This is a genomic window from Acidipropionibacterium jensenii (genome assembly GCF_005890135.1).
GTDB classification, from domain to species: Bacteria; Actinomycetota; Actinomycetes; order Propionibacteriales; family Propionibacteriaceae; genus Acidipropionibacterium; species Acidipropionibacterium jensenii.
The window spans coordinates 1,572,973-1,591,226 of record NZ_CP040635.1 but is presented as its reverse complement, the minus strand read 5'-3'; the positions used below and the strand labels follow the sequence as shown (position 1 = coordinate 1,591,226).

General features: G+C 71.1%; 14 protein-coding genes. 10 read left to right on the top strand and 4 right to left on the bottom strand.

The genetic code is table 11. From position 1 onward, the window contains the following. The first annotated feature begins 189 nt into the window (after positions 1 to 189). The 5 genes from FEZ32_RS06955 to FEZ32_RS06935 are packed head-to-tail and all read left to right on the top strand — an operon-like array spanning position 190 to position 5,297. Positions 190 to 1,296, top strand: a complete 1,107-nt coding sequence (locus FEZ32_RS06955; protein ID WP_175415752.1) for an iron-siderophore ABC transporter substrate-binding protein — start codon at positions 190 to 192, stop codon at positions 1,294 to 1,296. 5 nt (positions 1,297 to 1,301) lie between these two features. Further along, entirely contained in the window at positions 1,302 to 2,369 is a 1,068-nt protein-coding gene (locus FEZ32_RS06950) for a FecCD family ABC transporter permease (protein WP_232020919.1), read from the top strand. Beyond that, the gene (locus FEZ32_RS06945) at positions 2,366 to 3,403 is read left to right on the top strand and encodes a FecCD family ABC transporter permease (protein WP_244937823.1); all 1,038 of its coding nucleotides are present in this window, start codon (positions 2,366 to 2,368) and stop codon (positions 3,401 to 3,403) included. Before FEZ32_RS06950 ends, FEZ32_RS06945 begins: the two co-directional genes overlap by 4 nt. Further along, positions 3,400 to 4,338 carry an ABC transporter ATP-binding protein gene (locus tag FEZ32_RS06940; RefSeq protein WP_138680292.1) on the top strand — a complete coding sequence of 313 codons (939 nt, stop codon included), beginning with the start codon at positions 3,400 to 3,402 and terminating at the stop codon, positions 4,336 to 4,338. The genes FEZ32_RS06945 and FEZ32_RS06940 overlap by 4 nt, the downstream gene beginning before the upstream one ends. Beyond that, a complete protein-coding gene (locus tag FEZ32_RS06935) occupies positions 4,335 to 5,297 on the top strand; it encodes a siderophore-interacting protein (protein WP_138680291.1) in 963 nt (320 codons plus the stop codon). Before FEZ32_RS06940 ends, FEZ32_RS06935 begins: the two co-directional genes overlap by 4 nt. A gap of 40 nt (positions 5,298 to 5,337) precedes the next feature. On the opposite strand, the gene FEZ32_RS06930 is transcribed toward FEZ32_RS06935, so the two are convergent. Then, entirely contained in the window at positions 5,338 to 6,756 is a 1,419-nt protein-coding gene (locus FEZ32_RS06930) for a mycothione reductase (RefSeq protein WP_036980509.1), read from the bottom strand. Between the two features lie 148 nt (positions 6,757 to 6,904). On the opposite strand from FEZ32_RS06930, the gene FEZ32_RS06925 reads away from it, so the two are divergent. The 5 genes from FEZ32_RS06925 (at position 6,905) to FEZ32_RS06905 (ending at position 14,151) form a co-directional block, all read left to right on the top strand. Further along, entirely contained in the window at positions 6,905 to 7,639 is a 735-nt protein-coding gene (locus tag FEZ32_RS06925) for a DUF5134 domain-containing protein (protein WP_036980512.1), read from the top strand. A 233-nt stretch (positions 7,640 to 7,872) separates the two neighbouring features. Beyond that, a complete protein-coding gene (gene ilvD, locus FEZ32_RS06920; protein WP_338028412.1) occupies positions 7,873 to 9,858 on the top strand; it encodes a dihydroxy-acid dehydratase in 1,986 nt (661 codons plus the stop codon). A 2-nt stretch (positions 9,859 to 9,860) separates the two neighbouring features. Then, complete coding sequence (gene ilvA, locus FEZ32_RS06915; RefSeq protein ID WP_338028411.1) at positions 9,861 to 11,459, top strand: threonine ammonia-lyase, biosynthetic; 1,599 nt, start codon at positions 9,861 to 9,863, stop codon at positions 11,457 to 11,459. A 26-nt stretch (positions 11,460 to 11,485) separates the two neighbouring features. Next, positions 11,486 to 13,285, top strand: coding sequence for a cation:proton antiporter (locus FEZ32_RS06910; RefSeq protein WP_175415751.1), 1,800 nt, complete (start codon positions 11,486 to 11,488; stop codon positions 13,283 to 13,285). Between the two features lie 44 nt (positions 13,286 to 13,329). Beyond that, positions 13,330 to 14,151: an SDR family NAD(P)-dependent oxidoreductase gene (locus FEZ32_RS06905; protein ID WP_097798333.1), complete on the top strand. Its 822-nt coding sequence runs from the start codon at positions 13,330 to 13,332 to the stop codon at positions 14,149 to 14,151. Positions 14,152 to 14,185: 34 nt separating this feature from the next. Here FEZ32_RS06905 and FEZ32_RS06900 read toward each other — a convergent pair whose 3' ends face one another. The 3 genes from FEZ32_RS06900 to resB are packed head-to-tail and all read right to left on the bottom strand — an operon-like array spanning position 14,186 to position 18,227. After that, the gene (locus tag FEZ32_RS06900) at positions 14,186 to 15,727 is read right to left on the bottom strand and encodes a GerMN domain-containing protein (protein ID WP_138680289.1); all 1,542 of its coding nucleotides are present in this window, start codon (positions 15,725 to 15,727) and stop codon (positions 14,186 to 14,188) included. A gap of 14 nt (positions 15,728 to 15,741) precedes the next feature. Next, the gene (ccsB, locus tag FEZ32_RS06895; protein WP_097798331.1) at positions 15,742 to 16,671 is read right to left on the bottom strand and encodes a c-type cytochrome biogenesis protein CcsB; all 930 of its coding nucleotides are present in this window, start codon (positions 16,669 to 16,671) and stop codon (positions 15,742 to 15,744) included. After that, complete coding sequence (resB, locus tag FEZ32_RS06890) at positions 16,668 to 18,227, bottom strand: cytochrome c biogenesis protein ResB (protein ID WP_138680288.1); 1,560 nt, start codon at positions 18,225 to 18,227, stop codon at positions 16,668 to 16,670. The genes ccsB and resB overlap by 4 nt, the downstream gene beginning before the upstream one ends. Positions 18,228 to 18,254 lie beyond the last annotated feature (27 nt).

Genomic DNA, 18,254 nt, shown 5'->3' with positions numbered 1-18,254 from the left:
CTCAACCAATTAGATGAGGTTAGGCTCACCTAATTGTCAGGTGATGAGGAGTCTCTCCCCCGCCCGACACCCGGCCCAGCCTGGCACTCAGCTCTGCCCGACAGCACGTCCTGCCCGTTCCTGCGGAGGCACGCGCCGCCAGACAGCACAGCGACCCGTCGACATCTTCTCAAGGAGCCCGTGAACCCCGTGTCCCACCGTTCCCCTCTCACCACGCCGCTCAGCCGGCGCCATGTTCTCTCCACCGCTCTGGGCGGCACCGCCCTGCTGGCCCTGTCGGCCTGCGGCGCCACCGGCTCCTCGTCGGGCTCTCCCGCCTCCTCGGGCTCCGCGGCATCGAACCCTGCAGGATCCGGCACGGCCCCCACCGACTCCTTCCCGGTCAGCATCACGCACGCCTGGGGCAGCACCACCATCCCCAAGGCCCCGACCCGGATCGCCACCACCGGCTGGAGCGGCGAGGACGCCGTGCTGGCCCTCGGCGTCCTGCCGGTCGGAATGCCCCGCGCCAACTACGGGCAGGTCGACAAGAACGGCATGCTCGCCTGGACCGCCCGCGCGGTGACGAAGCTCGGCGGCACCGGAGACAAGCTCCCGAAGGTCTACGACGAGACCGACTCGATCAACACCGAGGCGATCTCCGACACCGAGCCCGACCTCATCCTCGGCATCTCGTCGGGGGTCACCAAGGAGCAGTACGCCACCCTCTCCGAGATCGCCCCGACCATCCCCTACACCTCGAAGATCCCCTGGGGAGCCACCTGGCGCGACGTGATGCGCGTCACCGCGAAGGCGATGGGACGCACCTCCGCCGGCGAGAAGGTGATCGCCGACTGCGAGCGGACGATGGTCTCGGCGATCGCCAAGTACAAGGGGCTGAAAGGCCGCTCGGCGGCGGTGATGTGGTTCGACCCCAAGAAGCTGTCCACCCTCACCATTTACACCACCGGTGACGCCCGACCGGCCTACCTCACCGATCTCGGGTTCACCACCCCCGCCTCGGTCGCCAAGCAGTCCCAGGGTGCGGCCTTCTACAAGGAGATCTCGGCCGAGAACGCCGACGTCTACTCCGACGTCGACATCATCGTCTCCTACGGCGACCCGAAGACCCTGCTCCCGCTCCTCCAGAAGGATCCGCTGATCTCGCGGATCCCGGCGGTCAAGCGCGGCTCGGTGGCCGTCATCGAGGACAACTCCGAGCTCGCCTCGGCGGTCTCCCCCTCGGTGCTGTCGATCCCCAGCCAGGTCGGCCCCTACGCCGCCGCCCTGGCACGGGCCGCGGAGAAGCTGAGCTGACCCCGGTGGCCCCCACAGCGCCACCCGCCCCGGTCCGGACCAGCCGGGCGAACCGCCGGTCGACCGTCCCGGTGGGACGCCGGCGGGCCCGGCTGTGGGGGCTGGCAGTGGCGCTGGTCGCCCTGGTGCTGGCCTGCGCGGCCTCGGTGGCGGTGGGCTCCCGGTCCGTCCCACTGGGCCAGGTCTGGTCGGCACTGACCGACCCGTCGGTGCACACCTTCGCCGCCGAGGCGGTCCGCACCCGGGTCCCGCGCACCGTCCTGGGTCTGCTGGTGGGCGCCGCGCTGGCGGTCTCGGGGGCCCTCATGCAAGCCATCACCCGCAATCCGCTGGCCGATCCCGGGATTCTCGGGGTCAACGCTGGTGCCGCCGCACTCATCGTCATCGGGATGGCCTACATCGGCCTGGACACCCCGGGCCAGTACATCTGGGCGTCGATCCTGGGCGCCTCGGGCGCCGCCGCCGCGGTCTGGGGGATCGGCTCGGGGGGACGCGGCCGCCCCAGCCCGCTGCGGCTGGCCCTGGCGGGGGCCGTGATGGCTGCCGTGCTCACCAGCGTCACCCAGGCTGTGCTGCTTCCCCGCGCGGAGCTGCTGCAGACCTTCCGGTCCTGGCAGGCCGGCGGGATCGACAGTGCCCGGTTCGACCAGATCGTCGAGGTGCTGCCCTTCTTCGTCGTCGGAGCCGGGCTGGCCGCCTTCTCCGGTCGGGCCCTGAACTCACTGGCCCTGGGGGACGAGATGGCCGCCGGCCTGGGCGTGCGGGTCGGCCGGGTCAGGCTCCTGGTCGCCGCCGCATCGGTGCTGCTGGCCGCCGCCTCCACCGCCCTGGCCGGGCCGATCGGCTTCGTGGGGCTCATCGTCCCGCACGCCGTGCGCGCGATCGTCGGCGCCGACAATCGCTGGGTGCTCGCCTGGAGCGTCGTGGTGGGACCCCTGCTGCTGCTTCTCGCCGACGTCCTGGGACGGATCATCACCCGGCCCACCGATGTCCAGGTGGGCATCGTGATGGCGATCATCGGCGCCCCGGTGTTCATCGCGCTGGTGCGCAGCCGCCGGATGGGGGAGCTGTGAGCAGCACCGCGGCCCAGGCCGATCTGGTGCGGTCCCGACGCCGCCGCCAGCAGCAGCGCCAGATTCTGGTGGTCGTCGTCCTGATCGTGATGGTGGCGGGCCTGTTCCTGACCTGCCTGTGCGTCGGGGAGCGCATCTACTCGCCGAGCGAGGCGATCCGGGTGGTCCTCGGACAGAAGGTGCCGGGAGCCTCCTTCACCGTCGGTCGCCTGCGGCTGCCCCGGGCCCTCGCCGGGTTGCTGGCCGGAGCCGCCTTCGGAGTGGTCGGAGCCTGCTTCCAGGTGCTGCTGCGCAACACCCTGGCCAGCCCCGACATCATCGGCATCACCGCCGGGGCCAACACCGCCGCGGTGGCCGGGATCATCCTGGTCGGCGCCTCGGGGCTGTCTCTGACCGGGATGGCGGTGGCCGGCGGACTGCTCACCGCGCTGGCCATCGCCGCCCTGGCCTGGCAGGGCCGCGGGGCCACCTCCCGGCTCATCCTCATCGGTATCGCGGCCGGTGCGATGTTCGACGCCGCCACCATGTGGGTGATGATCGGCGGCAACCAGTACGACATCCAGGCGGCCAGCCGCTGGCTCACCGGCAGCCTCAACGGGATCCGGCTGTCGGATCTGACGCCGCTGGTCGCGGTGCTGGTGGTCGGCCTGCCGGGGATCGCGGTGCTGGCCCGTCCGCTGGACACCATGAGACTCGGGGAGGACGCCGCCGCCGGCCTGGGGGTCCGGGTCCGGGCCACCCGGCAGGCGATCATGCTGGTCGGCGTCGTCATCCTGGCCACCGCCACCGCGACCACCGGGCCGATCGCCTTCGTCTCCCTGCTGTGCGGGCCGATCGCCGCCCATCTGGTCGGCCACGGCCGGTCCTGCCTGCTGCCGGCGGCCCTCGTCGGGTCGGCGATGGTGCTGGGTTCGGACCTCATCGCGGCCCATCTGCTGGTCCACAGCTACCCGGTGGGAGTGGTCACCGGGATCGTCGGCGGCAGCTATCTCATCGTTCTCATCATCAGACTCACACGCAGGGAGACGGCATGACCGATCACGACTTCTCCGCCGAGGCGGTCACCGTCGGGTACGGCGAGCGCACCGTCATCGAGGCCCTCGACCTGACCGTCCCCGACCACCGGATGGGCGCCATCATCGGACCCAACGGATGCGGCAAGTCCACCCTGCTGCGCACCATGGCCCGGCTGCTGAGGCCCTCCTCCGGGGCCGTCCTGCTGGACGGTCGGATGATCCACCAGATGCCGACCCGGGCCGTCGCCACGGTGCTCGGTCTGCTGCCCCAGTCGCCCACCTGCCCCGACGGGATCGTGGTCGAGGACCTGGTCTCCCGCGGCCGGGCCCCGCACCGCGGCACCTTCGCGCGCTGGACGGCCGCCGATGACGAGGCGATCGCCTCGGCGATGGCGCTTACCGGCACCGCCGAGCTGGCCACCCGTCCGGTCGACGAGCTGTCGGGGGGCCAGCGCCAGCGGGTCTGGATCGCGATGGCGCTGGCCCAGCAGACCGACCTGCTGCTGCTGGACGAGCCGACCACCTATCTGGATCTGGCCTACCAGATCGACGTGCTGGAACTGCTCGCCGAGCTCAACCGCAGCACCGGCACGACGGTGGTCATGGTGCTCCACGACATCAACCTCGCCGCCCGCTACTGCGACTGGCTGGTGGCGATGCGGGAGGGGACGGTGATGGCCCGGGGACGTCCCGCCGATGTGGTCACCCAGGACACCATGACCCGGGTCTTCGACCTGGACACCCGGGTGATCGCCGACCCGGTCAACGGCTCGCCGATCGTGATCCCGCTCGGCAGGGCGCGTCCGGCCCCGCAGCAACCCGAACAGCCGGAACAGCCAGAGAAGCCGGAACAACCAGAGAAGCCGGAACAACCAGAGAAGCCGGGACAGCCGGGACAGCCGGCCCCGGAGGACGGGCCCTCGCAGCAGACCGGGAACCGGGGCGCGGCATGAGCACTCCCGACCCGCGCCCGGTGCCCACCGGCGGCTTCCGGCCCTACCGGGTCAGGGTCGCCGCCCGGCAGCGCCTGAGCCCCCACTTCATCCGCCTCGAACTGGTCGGCGAGGATCTCGACGTCTTCGGCACCGACCGGCTCGACCAGCGGATCAAGCTGCTGCTGCCCAACCCGGACGGGTCCTGGTGCGACCTGGGACTCGACGACGCCGGGGCGCTGGAGGCCGGCGACTGGTACCAGCGGTGGCTGGCCGCCCCGGACTCCGCGCGCAATCCGATGCGCACCTACACGGTGCGCGCCATCGACCCGGGACGCCGGATGCTGACCGTCGACGTGGCGATTCACGGACCGGCCGGTCCGGGCTCACGGTTCGCGCTGGACGCCACCCTCGGCGATGAGCTCGTGGTGGTCGGCCCGGACTCCCGTTCACCCCACTCGGGGCTGGGCATCGACTTCCATCCGGGTGCTGCTCCGGAGATCCTGCTGGCCGGCGACGAGACGGCGGCCCCGGCGGTCTGCGCCATCCTCGAGGGAATGGCCGCGACGGCCGGACCCGACCCGTCCCGGGGACGCCGGGTGCACGCCTTCCTGGAGATCCCCCAGGCCGACGACGCCCTGCCGGTGGAGGTGCCGTCCGGGTCACGGCTGCACTGGCTGGCCCGGGAGGCCGAGCCCGGCCGCGCCCTCATCGCGGCGGTGGAACAGTTCTGCCGGGACCGTCCCGAGGTGATCGGCACCGACCACCCGGCGGCCACGGCCCTGGAGGACGTCGACGTCGACCGGGAGCTCCTGTGGGAGGCGCCCCAGGCCTCATCTGGGGGCCGCTTCTACGCCTGGGTGGCCGGTGAGGCCGGCACCGTCAAGGCGCTGCGCCGGCTGCTGGTCACCGATCACGGTGTCGACCGCGGCCAGGTCGCCTTCATGGGCTACTGGCGGGCCGGCCGCCAGGAGGGTTAGGCCCCCGGGCAGCAGACCAGGAGGGTGAGCGAGGGGTGGGTCACGCCTCCTTCCCAGCTGTGTCCATCTCCCCCGCCAGGCCGAGCAGGGCGTTCTCCATCACCTCCGGCAGCGCCGGGTGGATCCAGTACTGACCACGGGCGACGTCGTCGACCCGCTGGCCGAAGGTCATCGTCTGGATCGCGGTCTGGATGAGGGTGGAGGCCTGCGGCCCGATGATGTGGGCTCCCAACAGGGTGCGGGTGACCGGATCGCCGAGCAGTTTGACGAAGTGGGAGTCGTCCTCCATCGCCCAGCCGTAGGCGACGTCGGAGTACTTCTGAGTGAAGGAGACGTAGTGGGTCTCGGACTGTCGCAGCTCCTGCTCGGTGGCCCCCACCGCCGCGACCTGCGGGGAGGAGAACACCGCATGGGGCACGAACCGGTGGTCGGCGGCGACCAGGGAGTCCGGGTGGAGCAGGTTGTGGCGCACCACCCGCGCCTCGGCATTGGCGACGTGCTTGAGGAATCCGGGGTAGCAGATGTCGCCCAGCGCCCAGATGTGCCCGACGGAGCTGCGCTGGTACTGGTCGACCGTGACGAAACCGTCGTCGTCGACCGCCACCCCGGCGGCGGGCAGGTTGAGCCGGTCGGAGTTGGGGATCCGTCCGGTGGCGTTGAGGACGATGTCGCCGGGGTACATGTAGTCGACCCCGTAGGAGTCGACGGTGACGACGGTGAGGTGGCCGCCGGCGTCCTCCTCGATGGCCACCGTCTCCTCCGACATCCGCAGTGAGGCCCGCCAGGCGAGCTCCTCGGTGAACTGCCGGGAGATGTCCAGATCCTCCCGGCGGAGCATCCTGCCGGACCGGTTGATGATGGTGACCTTCGAGCCCAGCGCCGAGAAGATGTGGGCGAACTCGGCGGCGATGAACCCGCCGCCCAGGATCACGAGCCGTTCGGGCAGCTCGTCGATCCGCATGATGGTGTCGGAGGTGTGGATCCGGTCGGACCAGCGCGGGTCGTCGATGCCGAACAGGTGGGGGACCCGGGGCCGCGACCCGGCGGCCAGCACGATCTGCTCGGCGGTGATCTGCCGGGACCCGACCTGGAGGGTGTGGGGGTCGACGAAGTGGGCCTCCTCGGTGAACACCGTGGTGTTGTCCAACCCCTGGCGGAAGGCCAGGCCGGACCGCGAGATGGGGTCGATCCGGCTGAAGATCCGGTCCCGGATGGCCCGGAAGTCGGCGCCGGCCAGCTCCAGGTCGACATCGACCCGGGCGGCGTCTCCCACCGAGGAGGCGAAGTCGGCGGGGATGACGTACATCTTGGAGGGAATGCAGCCGTAGTTGAGGCAGGTGCCGCCGAAGGTGCCCGAGTCGATGATGGCGACCTTCTTGTCGGCGTACTCCTTGCCCAGGATGGTGTTGCCCGATCCCGACCCGATGATGGCGATGTCGAAAGAGTCCCCGGTGGTCATGGGCACAGTCTTCCATCCGGAGCCGACTTCCATCCGGGACCCGCCGCAATCGCGCACCGGCGCACGCCGTCGGGCCCGCTCCCGGCGGTCCGTGTTGATCCGCGACGCGGCCCCCGATAGCGTCCCCTGCGAGGCTCAAAGGAGACACATGTTCACCCTCACCAGCACCCCGGTCACCTTCATCGGCCTGCTCATCCTGTTCATCTGGTGCACCCTCTGGTCGGTCCGCGACCTGCTCGCCAGCCTCGGCGTCGACATCCCGCCCTCCTGGGCCCCGGCCGAACCGCTGGAGCACGGCGCACCGATCGCGGTCTCGGAGTGCTTCCACCTGGCGATGTCGGTGGTGATGCTGCTGATGGTGCCGCACAGCTGGTGGGGCGCTCTTCCCGGGGTGCTCACCGGCCCGGTGTTCATCACCGTGATGTCCCTGGGCACCCTGTGGATGGCCGCGATGGCCGCCTGGAAGACCTCCTGGCTGGCGGCCGGCCACACCGCGATGTTCGCCGCGATGGTCTGGCACCTGGCCTCGATGGCGAGCCACTCCCGGATGGGGCACTCCGCCACCATGACGGGGATGGGGGACATGGCCCACTCCGGAATGGCGGAGGGGGCCACCACCGTCTCGGGGCTGACCCTGATCACCGGGATCGGGCTGCCCCTGATGGTCTGCCTGGTGGTTCTGGGCCTGTCCGGACTGGTGCGCGCAGTCACCGGCCGGCCGCCCCATCCCGGCCTGCCGGCCTGCTGCCACACCTCCCCCACCACCCCGGCCTCGGCCCGGCTCAGCGGCCTGGCGGACGCCGCGATGGGTCTGGGCATGGCGTGGATGAGCGCCGGCCTGATGACACCCCTGCTGCCCTTCATGGGCAGTCTCACTCCGTGACCCGGCGTCCAGGATCTGGACATCGCCTTCGGGACGGGTTGTCCCTGCTGGTAGCCTGCAGGCCATGAATACCGGTCGAGTTCTTATTCGTCGGCGCGCGGTCTGAAGACCCCCGCCCTCGCACACGAGACCGCGCGCCCTCCCTCCTCACGGACGGAGGGCGTTCCTGTATCCGCCGACACCCTGTTTCACCCGGCCGACGCCACCCGCACCACGGCCACCTAGGAGACGACATGCCCACCCTGCGATCCGCCACCAGCACCTCTGGCCGCGCAATGGCCGGTGCCCGCGCCCTCTGGCGCGCCACCGGCATGGGAGCCGGAGACTTCGGCAAGCCGATCATCGCCATCGCGAACTCATTCACCCAGTTCGTCCCCGGCCACGTCGGCCTGCGCGACGTCGGCAAGATCGTCGCCGAGCAGATCCAGGCGGCCGGCGGCGTCGCCAAGGAGTTCAACACCATCGCCGTCGACGACGGCATCGCGATGGGACACGACGGGATGCTCTACTCGCTGCCCAGCCGCGAGCTGATCGCCGACTCGGTGGAGTACATGTGCAACGCCCACTGCGCCGACGCCCTGGTGTGCATCTCCAACTGCGACAAGATCACCCCCGGCATGCTGATGGCCAGCATGCGGCTCAACATCCCCACCATCTTCGTCTCCGGCGGCCCGATGGAGGCCGGCAAGGTGACTCTCTCCGACGGCATCCGCAAGCTCGACCTCATCGACGCGATGGTCGCCGCCGGCGACGAGTCCACCAGCGACGACGACCTGGCCCTGATGGAGGAGAACGCCTGTCCGACCTGCGGCTCCTGCTCGGGGATGTTCACCGCCAACTCGATGAACTGCCTCACCGAGGCGCTCGGCCTGTCGCTGCCCGGAAACGGCTCCCTGCTGGCCACCCACGCCGACCGCAAGGCGCTGTTCGAGCAGGCCGGCCGCCAGATCGTCGCGATCGCCAAGCGCTGGTACGACCAGGACGACGCGACCGTGCTGCCCCGTTCGATCGCCACCAGGGCCGCCTTCTCCAATGCCATGAGCCTGGACATCGCGATGGGCGGATCCACCAACACCGTGCTGCACCTGCTGGCCGCCGCCCAGGAGGGCGAGGTCGACTTCACGATGTCCGACATCGACGCCCTGTCGCGCCGGGTCCCGCACCTGTGCAAGGTGGCCCCCTCCACCAGCGTCTTCCACGTGGAGGACGTCCACCGCGCCGGCGGGGTGCTGGGCATCGTCTCGGAGCTGAACCGCGGCGGCCTCATCGACACCTCCACCTCGACCGTCTGGTCCCCCGACGGCAGGCCCGCCACGATGGCCCAGGAGCTGGCCCACTTCGACCTGATGGGAGATCCCGACGAGGAGGTCCGCACCCTCTACGCGGCCGCCCCCGGCGGGGTCCGCACCACCCGGATGTTCTCCCAGGCGAGCCGCTGGGAGAGCCTGGACACCGACCGCTCTCAGGGGTGCATCCGCGACATCGCGCACGCCTACTCCGCCGACGGCGGGCTGGCCGTGCTCTACGGCAACATCGCCGAGAACGGGTCGATCGTCAAGACCGCCGGGGTGGACGCCTCGATCCTCACCTTCACCGGTCCGGCGGTGGTCTACGAGGCCCAGGAGGACGCCGTCACCGGCATCCTCGGCAAGAAGATCAAGGCCGGCGACGTCGTGGTGATCCGTCACGAGGGCCCCAAGGGCGGACCGGGCATGCAGGAGATGCTCTACCCGACCAGCTATCTCAAGTCGATGCACCTGGGCAAGGAGTGCGCCCTGCTCACCGACGGCCGCTTCTCCGGTGGCACCTCCGGACTGTCGATCGGCCACGTCTCCCCCGAGGCGGCCTCCGGCGGGCTCATCGGCCTGGTCCGCACCGGCGACACGATCTCCATCGACATCCCGAACCGCACCATCAGCCTCGACGTCCCCGACGCCGAGCTGGACCGTCGGCGGGCCGAGGAGGAGGCCCGTGGGGCCGACGCGTGGACCCCGCACGTGACCCGGACCCGCGCCGTCTCCACCGCTCTGAAGGCCTACGGGCTGCTCGCCTCCTCCGCCGACCGCGGCGGGGTGCGCGACCTCTCCCAGGTGGTCCCGGTCTCCCGCACGGCGGCTCCGGCCACCGCGGCGGCCGCCGGCTCGAGCGCCACGGCCTCGGCGTCCGCCTCTGCGGAGGCCGGCTCGGCCTCCCGGCCCGTCCTGTCCCACCGGGTGTGAGGATGGTCACCCAGAGCGGCCTGGAGGCATCCGCCCTCGGGCCGGCCGACGTCCCCGCCGGCCAGCCGGTCCCATCCGCCCCGATGAGCGCCCAGGACTACCTGCGCGCCGTGCTGCGCGCACCGGTCTACGAGGTCGCGATGAAGACTCCTCTGGAGCCGATGGAGCGACTCTCCCGCCGGATCGGCAACACCGTGCTGGCCAAGCGGGAGGACCGCCAGCCGGTGCACTCCTTCAAGCTGCGCGGCGCCTACACCCGGATGCGCGCCCTCTCCCAGCAGGAGAGGGCGGCCGGGGTGGTCACCGCCTCGGCGGGCAACCACGCCCAGGGGGTCGCCCTGTCGGGGGCCCGGCTGGGAGTGCGCGCGGTGATCGTGATGCCCGTCACCACCCCCTCGATCAAGGTCGAGGCGGTCCGCCAGCTGGGCGGCGAGGTGGTGCTCGCCGGAAACGCCTTCGACGAGGCCAAGGAGCACGCCGTCGCGCTGGCCGCCGACCACGGGCTCACCTATGTGGCCCCCTTCGACGACCCGCTGGTGATCGCGGGCCAGGGCACCATCGGCCTGGAGCTGCTGCAGGACGACGCCCGCCTCGACCGGGTCTTCGTGCCGGTCGGCGGCGGAGGCCTGGCGGCCGGCATCGCCGTCCTCATCAAACAGCTGATGCCCGAGATCCAGGTGATCGGCGTCGAGCCCGAGGAGTCCGCCTGCCTGGCGGCCGCGCTGGCCGCCGGCCACCCGGTGACCCTCGACCACGTCTCGCTGTTCGCCGAGGGGGTCGCGGTGGCCCGGATCGGCGAGGAGACCTTCCGGCTGCTCAAGTCGTCGATCGACGACGTGGTCACCGTCAGCTCCGATGAGATCAGCGCCGCGGTGAAGGACCTCTTCGACGACACCCGGGCGGTCGCCGAACCCGCCGGGGCGGTCTCCCTGGCCGGGCTCAAGAAGTACGTCCGCGGCCACGACATCACCGGGGAGAGGCTGGCCCACATCCTGTCGGGGGCCAATCTCAACTTCGGCTCGCTGCGCTACATCGCCGAACGGGCCGAGCTCGGCGAGCAGCGGGAGGGGCTCTTCGCCGTGGAGATTCCTGAGCGGGCCGGCTCCTTCCTGCACTTCTGCCGGGTGCTCGGCCGGCGGATGGTCACCGAGTTCAACTACCGCTACTGCGACCCCGACCGGGCCACCGTCTTCGTCGGCGTCGAGCTGCACAGCCGCGAGGAGCGCGCCGACATCGCCTCGGCCCTGAGGCGGGGCGGCTACCGGGTGGCCGATCTGTCCGACGACGAGAACGCCAAGACCCACCTGCGCTACATGATCGGGGGACGTCCCCCGGTGGATCTGGGCGAGAGGCTGGCCAGCTTCGAGTTCCCGGAGTCGCCCGGGGCCCTGGTGCACTTCCTGTCGGTGCTGGGCAGCCGGTGGAACATCTCCCTGTTCCACTACCGAAGCTTCGGGATGGACACCGGCCGGGTGCTCGCCGGATTCGCCGGTGCCAGTGCCGATCCGGGGTTCACCGGGCATCTGGACGCCGTCGGCTATCCGTGGAGCGACGCCTCCGACTCGCCGGCCTACCGGTTCTTCCAGGCGGACCCGCGCTGACGGCGGGGTGGTGTGAGAATGACCCCGTGACTGTCGTCCTCGTCATCATCATCGCCACCCTGTTCGTCATCGCGGCCGCCGAGCTGCTCGCCGACCGGACCGGGATCGCGGCGCCCATCCTGCTCCTGCTGCTGGGCGCCGCGGTGGCGCTGATCCCCGGGATGCCGGAGGTCGAGGTCGAGCCCGAACTGGTGCTGATGATCATCCTTCCGCCGCTGCTCTACTCGGCGGCGGTCAACATGCCGGTCTCCGACTTCCGGCGCAACATCGCACCCATCGGGGTGCTGGCCGTTCTGCTGGTGGCGATCTCCGCCGGGGTGATCGGCTTCGTCGTCAATCGGATGGCCCCCGGCATCGGGATCGCCGCCTGCCTGGCGCTGGGAGCGATCGTCAGCCCCTCGGACGCGGTGGCCACCTCGATCGTGCGCAGGGCCGGTGTCTCGCGCCGGGTGGTGACCGTGCTGGACGGGGAGGGCCTCATCAATGACGCCTCCGCCCTGGTCATCCTCGCCTCGGCGGTCGGGGCGATCGCCAGTCAGGTGAGCGCCGGCAAGGTGATCGGCGACTTCCTGCTGGCCGTCCTGGTGGCGCTGGTGGTCGGCTGGTTGATCGGCCGGCTGATGATCTGGCTGCGATCGCGGGTCCACGAGCCCACCGCCGACACCGTGCTGTCGCTGGCGACCCCCTTCCTGGCCTACCTGCCCGCCGAGCATCTCCACGGGTCGGGCCTGGTGGCCGCGGTGGTGGCGGGACTGGTCGCCAGCCACCACGGGCCGCGGGTCCTCACCCCCACCCAGCGGATGTCCAGCCGCAACACCTGGGGGGCGGTCATGCTCATCCTCGAGTCGGCGGTCTTCCTGCTGATGGGCCTGGAGCTCACCGCGATCGTCAAGGACATGGAGGCCGAGTCCTTCGGCTGGCGGCTGGCCGTCTCGGTCGCCGCCGTTGCCCTGGTGCTCACCCTGGTGGTGCGGACCGCCGTCGTCGCCCCCCTGCTGATGTGGGTGGCGCGACGGTCCAGACGCCGCTCCCGGCACCGCACCCGGCTGGTCGCCGCGACCGAGAGGGTCGGGCAGGCCCGGGCCTCCGAGGACGGCACGATGGAGTTCCGCGGAACCACCCTGTCCCCGGGCCGGGTGGAGCGGTTCGGCGCTCGGCTGCGCCGGATGATCTCCGATCTGGACTACTACATCGAGCACCCGCTGGGGCCCCGCGAGGGTGTCGTGATGATCTGGGCGGGAATGCGCGGGGCGATCACCCTGGCGGCCGCCCAGACCCTGCCGCTGGACACTCCGCACCGGTCCTTCCTCGTGGTGGTCGCCTTCCTGGTGGCGGCCGCCTCCCTGCTGCTGCAGGGCAGCACCCTGGGGCTGGTGGTGAAGCTGGCCCGCCCGGCGGTCGCCGAGGGGATCGATCCCCAGGAGCAGGCCGAGATCCGCACCCTGCTGCACCGCGCGGTCCGCGATGTGCCGGTGTCCCCGGGTATGCGCACCCTGCTGGCCCGGATGAACCGGCAGGAGGGCGGCCAGGCCGAGGACAACAGGCTCCAGGCGGCCGCGGTGGCACTGGCCTGGCGCCAGTTCGCCGAGATCCGCGAGAAGCCGACGACCTCCCCGGCAGGAGACTCCATCGCCTCCCCCGAGCACCGGCGTCGGGCCGCCGAGATCTCGCGCAACTACGCCCTCAGACTGATCGTCGCCCAGCGCCGGGCGCTGCTGGACGCCAGCGACTCGGGACAGTTCAGCCCCGAGGCGGTCAGCGCCGCACTGGACACCCTGGACGCCGACCAGTTGTCCCTGGAGACCCGGGGGGCCTCGCTGGACTGATCGTGTCCCGGCGGCGTCTCCGGCGGCCGCCCTAAGATCTCGTCATGACCCATCCTGACCAGACCCCCGCCGATCACCGCGCACCCCGCCCCTCAACCCCCGACGAGCGGCCGTGGGCGCTGGTGACCGGCGCCACCGGAGGCCTGGGACAGGCCTTCGCCGGCTATCTGGCCCGCCGCGACCACAATCTGGTGCTGGTCGGCCGGCGCACCGAGGTGCTGGACCGACTGGCCGACCGGATCCGGGTCGACCACGGGGTCCAGGTGATCACCGAGTCGGTGGACCTGTCCGACCCCGCCCGGACCACCGCACTCACCACCGACCTCGCAGATCGCGGGATCTGCGTCGACACCCTGGTCAACAACGCCGGGTTCGGCACCCTCACCACCGTGGCCGAGGCCGACCCGGCCAGGCTGGCGGCCGAGGTGGCGGTCGACTGCCAGGCGGTCGTCCAGCTGTCGTCGACCCTTCTTCCCGCGATGATCGCCCGGGGGCGCGGAACGATCATCAACGTCTCCTCCACCGCGGCCTTCCAGCCCATCCCCGGTTTCGCCACCTACGCGGCGGCCAAGGCCTTCGTGCTGTCCTTCAGCCGGGCGCTGTGGTCCGAGACGAGGGGCACCGGCGTCCGGGTCACCGCGATCTGTCCCGGTCCCACCGACACCGGCTTCTTCGACGCGGCCGGCGACGACGGATTCCCTGGCAGACGACGTCACCCCGACCAGGTGGTGGAGACCGCCTTCCGCGCGCTGTCGCGCCACGAGCCCGCCGCGGTCGACGGGCTGGCCAACAAGGTGCAGACGACGGCGGTGGGTCTGGTGCCCGCCCGGCTGGCCACCGCGGCGGCGGGCCGCCTCTTCGACTGAGCGGGCCGCCTCTTCGACTGAGCGGGCGGGACGATCAGCTCACCGAGATGGTTCTCTGGACGGTCGTGCGCCCGACCGTGAACCTCACCAGGTACTCCCCCGGGACGTCGGGCACCACGATCTCCTGGTGCCACCGCATCCACGAGCCGTACGGGGGAAGAGTCTCCACGCCGCCCCGGGCCACCACCGTCTTCGAGGCGGTGCTGGAGAGCTGCCAGGTCGGCGAGGCGACCCCGGACTTCACCACCCCGGAGATGATCAGCGGCCCCGAGGAGACCGTGGTGCCGGCCTCCGGGGTGTCGATCCACAGCGGCGCCACCGCATTGAGCCGGGCGCGCTGGAAGTCGGCCTGGGGTTTGCCGATGAGAGGAAGGTTGGGGGATCCGTCCACCAGGATCCGCACCGACTTCTGCGATCCGTTGTCGACCGCGGCGGTCGCGGCGAACACCAACTGCTGGATGGCGTCCTCCTCCTGGCCGCGGGTGCGGAACTGGGCGAAGGCCGACTGGGACAGGTCCAGGGTGATCCGATCGCCCCGGACGCGGGCCTCCTTGACCTGCCCGCCGGACCAGCTGGAGATGTACTCCGGGTCCAACGGCGCCACGTTGAGCACCGCGGCGACCGCGGTGCCGAGCCGGTCGCCGACGGTCGGAAGGGTGCGCAACTCCCGGTAGATCAGCCCGTCGTCGCGGCCCAGGTAGAACACCTGGACGCCGGCCTGCATGGTGGTCACCGAGGTGTCGGCCGAGGAGGTTCCCAGGTCGGAGGCGCTCACCACACCGCTGGCGGTCGGATCGGTCTGGTCCCCGGACCCTCCCCACAGGGTCGACAGCCCGTAGCCCGCAGCCAGTGCGGCGACCATGATCGCGGCGACCAGCGCGTGGTTGCGCCAGGATCCCCGGGGTTCGCGCATCTCGCGGGCCCGTCGCAGGATCTCGTCCCGTCGGTCGGAGGGCACAACCCTCTCGCCGGCCGCTCGCAGACGGTCGGCGACCAGCTCCTGGACGTCGGTGTCGGGCGGGATGTCGCAGATCCGGACCAGTTCGGCCAGGGCTCGCACCACACGACGGCGGGCCACCCGGCGGGTGACCTCCAGGATGTCGGCGGTCTCGGCGATCGAGACCCCGGCGTACAGCTTGACGACGATCACCTCGCGCAGCCGGCGGGGCAGGCCGGTCAACCCGGTGAGCAGGTCGGCGTCCCCGCCACCGGCCTCCTCTGGGACCGAGTCTCCTGCGCCCGGGTCGCCTGAGGCGTCCTCGGGACCGTCCGCCTCCTCGCCGGTCTCCCGGCGCGACAGCGATGACGGATCGGAGCCGCCGGCCCCGCGCTGGGCGACCCGGGCCGCCGTGGCGACCCGGGCGCGCAGCGAGCCCACCACATGAGACCAGGAGTGGAAGGTCGGATCGTCCCGGTACATCCCCAGCATGGCGTCGCGGACCAGGGTCTCGGCGACGGCGCCGTCGGGGTGGGACGGGGACACCAGCAGGGCGACGAGCCGCACCAGCGGCTCCCACTGCTCCTGGTAGAGAGCCGGCAGCCACACCTGTCGGTCGTCATAGCGTTCGTCAGTCACTCAGGGGTCCCGTCTCAGATCCCCGCGTAGGAGTGCAGACCGGAGATGAACAGATTCACCCCGACGAAGTTGAACCAGAATGCGGCGATCCCGATGATCGCGATGACGGCAGCGCGGGTGCCCCGCCAGCCGGCGGTGGCCCGGGCGTGCAGGTAGCCGGCGTAGACCACCCAGGTCACCAGGGACCAGGTCTCCTTGGGGTCCCACCCCCAGAACCGTCCCCAGGCGTACTCGGCCCAGATCGATCCGGCGGCGATGGTAAAGGTCCAGATCGGGAATCCGAAGGCGTGCGCCCGGTAGGCCAGATTGTCGATCGACCGGGAGTCGGGAACCCGGGCCAGGAATCCGCGCAGCGGAGTGCCGGTGCGCGCGGCCCGGCGCTCGGCCCGCTGCTTGACCAGGAAGAGCACCGATGCGATGGCGCCGACGTTGAGGGCGGCGGCGGCCAGGCAGGCGGCGACGATGTGGACCACGAACCACACCGAGTGGAGGGCCGGGACCAGGGGCGCGATCCCGACGTAGAGGACGGTGGCGGCCAGTCCGTTGCCGATCGCCAGCAGCAGGGTGACGCCGATCCCGAGCCAGCGGACGTTGCGTCGGGTCATGAGCAGCAGGTAGGCGACCACCACGAAGAACAGCGCGGCGGTGACGAACTCGTACATGTTGCCCCACGGCAGCCGGTGGGCCGCCAGCCCGCGGCAGACCACCCCGACGCCCTGGCTGGCCGCCCCGATCACCGTGAGGTACAGGCCCATCCGGCCCCAGGTCTCGGCGCGCACCTCGGCCTCGCGGACCTTGTTCGGCACGTCATCCGGCACGTCATCCGCGGGGTCGTCCCCGATGCCGCGCAACCCGGCCCACTCGGCCACGTGGGCCAGGAAGGCGAGGATGTAGACGACGGCGGCGGTGACGATGCCCAGCGCGGACAGGCTCGCCAGTGTCATGAGGCCTCCTCGGCTGCGATCGGGGACACTGTAGCTCCCCCGGCGACTCCCAGCAGGTCCGTCACGTCCTCGTCGAGGCCGGCGCGGGCGTCGGCCCGGTCCAGTCCGCCCACCTGGATGGTGAGCCGATCGCCGTCGGGGCGGACCCTCAGCCACAGCCGCCGCGGCCGGGTGAACAGGCTGACGCACAGCCCTGCCACCGAGATCAGCACCGAGGCGAACAGCAGCGGGAGACCCGGGGAGTGGGACACCTGGATCTTCGTCCAGCGCTGATAGCCGGTGAACTCGATCCTGCCCTGGCCGCCCGGCAGCCGGTACCCCTGGCCCGGTCTCAGCGCGAAGCTGACCTTCTGACCCTTCTCGGAGACCTGGGTCATGCCGGTGGTGTTGAGCACGTAGAGGTTCTGCGGGGTGCCGGTCTCGGGGATCGGCTTCCCGTACCAGGCGTTGAGGAAGAGCTGCGGGTTGTAGGTGTCGGGGAAGATCGAGACCGGCCCGGTGGCCCCCACCGAGGCGGTGGGCAGGAAGAATCCCTGGAAGGCCAGCCTGTCGGGCCGGGCGTCGGGCACCTTGATCACCCCGGTGGAGCTGAAGTTGCCGTCCTGGGGGACGAAGGCCACCGCCCCCTGGAAGGCGACGTGGCCGTTGCCGTCAGTGACCTTGACCACCGGCGCGTAGCCGTGCCCGAGCAGGTGCACATTGGTCGACCCGAGGGTCAGCGGATGGTTCACCTCCAGGGTGTGCTCGGAGGTGCGGCCGTCTCGGGTCAGGGAGACGTCGGCGGCGAACTGGCGGGCGGCTCCCCGCTGGACCGGACCGGTCTCGAATCTGACGTTGAACTTCTTGAGGACCAGCGAGAAGGGGGTGAGGGTGTCGGTGTTGACCATCGCCCCGGCGTGGAAGTCGTCGAACTGGGTGAGGTTGTTGGAGAACCCCTGGCCCTCGACGACCACCGCGCTGCCCTTGTACCCCCACAGGGTGTTCCAGCCGATCGCGACCAGCAGCACCACCAGGAAGACGTGGAAGACGAGGTTGCCGGTCTCGCGGTGGATGCCCCGCTCGGCGCGCACCGAGCCGTCCTCGTCGAGGGCCACCCGGTAGTGCCGGGAGCGCAGCCAGCTGCGCGCGGCCGCGGTGATCCGCTCGGCGTCGGCGGGGGTCGCGTCGATGGTCCGCTCGGCGTGTTCGGGCAGCCGGTCGAGACGGGCCGGGGTCCTGGGGGGTTGACGCCGCAGCGCCCTCAGGTGGGCGGTGATGCGCGGGATGATGCAGCCGATGAGGCTGATGAACAGCAGCAGGTAGATCGCCGAGAACACCGTGGAGGTGTAGACGTGGTACAGCCCCAGGCGCCGGTAGACGGCGTCCAGGGTGGGGTGGGCGGCGGCGAAGTCGGCGACCTTGATGGCGCTGGAGGCGGTCTGGGGGATCAGTGATCCGGGAATCGCGGCGGCGGCCAGCAGGAACAGCAGCACCAGGGCGGTGCGCATGCTGGTGAGCTGACCCCAGATCCAGCGCGCGGTGGCGCGCAGCCCGAGGGCCTTCGTGCTGTCGGTCATCTCACCCCTCCATCGCTGTGGCGGTCG

Coding starts and splice junctions, on each gene's coding strand:
- resB (WP_138680288.1), bottom strand. CDS start 18,227: ATGACCGACAGCACGAAGGCCCTCGGGCTGCGCGCCACCGCGCGCTGG.
- FEZ32_RS06925 (WP_036980512.1), top strand. CDS start 6,905: ATGTTCACCCTCACCAGCACCCCGGTCACCTTCATCGGCCTGCTCATC.
- ilvD (WP_338028412.1), top strand. CDS start 7,873: ATGCCCACCCTGCGATCCGCCACCAGCACCTCTGGCCGCGCAATGGCC.
- FEZ32_RS06940 (WP_138680292.1), top strand. CDS start 3,400: ATGACCGATCACGACTTCTCCGCCGAGGCGGTCACCGTCGGGTACGGC.
- ccsB (WP_097798331.1), bottom strand. CDS start 16,671: ATGACACTGGCGAGCCTGTCCGCGCTGGGCATCGTCACCGCCGCCGTC.
- FEZ32_RS06930 (WP_036980509.1), bottom strand. CDS start 6,756: ATGACCACCGGGGACTCTTTCGACATCGCCATCATCGGGTCGGGATCG.
- FEZ32_RS06935 (WP_138680291.1), top strand. CDS start 4,335: ATGAGCACTCCCGACCCGCGCCCGGTGCCCACCGGCGGCTTCCGGCCC.
- ilvA (WP_338028411.1), top strand. CDS start 9,861: ATGGTCACCCAGAGCGGCCTGGAGGCATCCGCCCTCGGGCCGGCCGAC.
- FEZ32_RS06905 (WP_097798333.1), top strand. CDS start 13,330: ATGACCCATCCTGACCAGACCCCCGCCGATCACCGCGCACCCCGCCCC.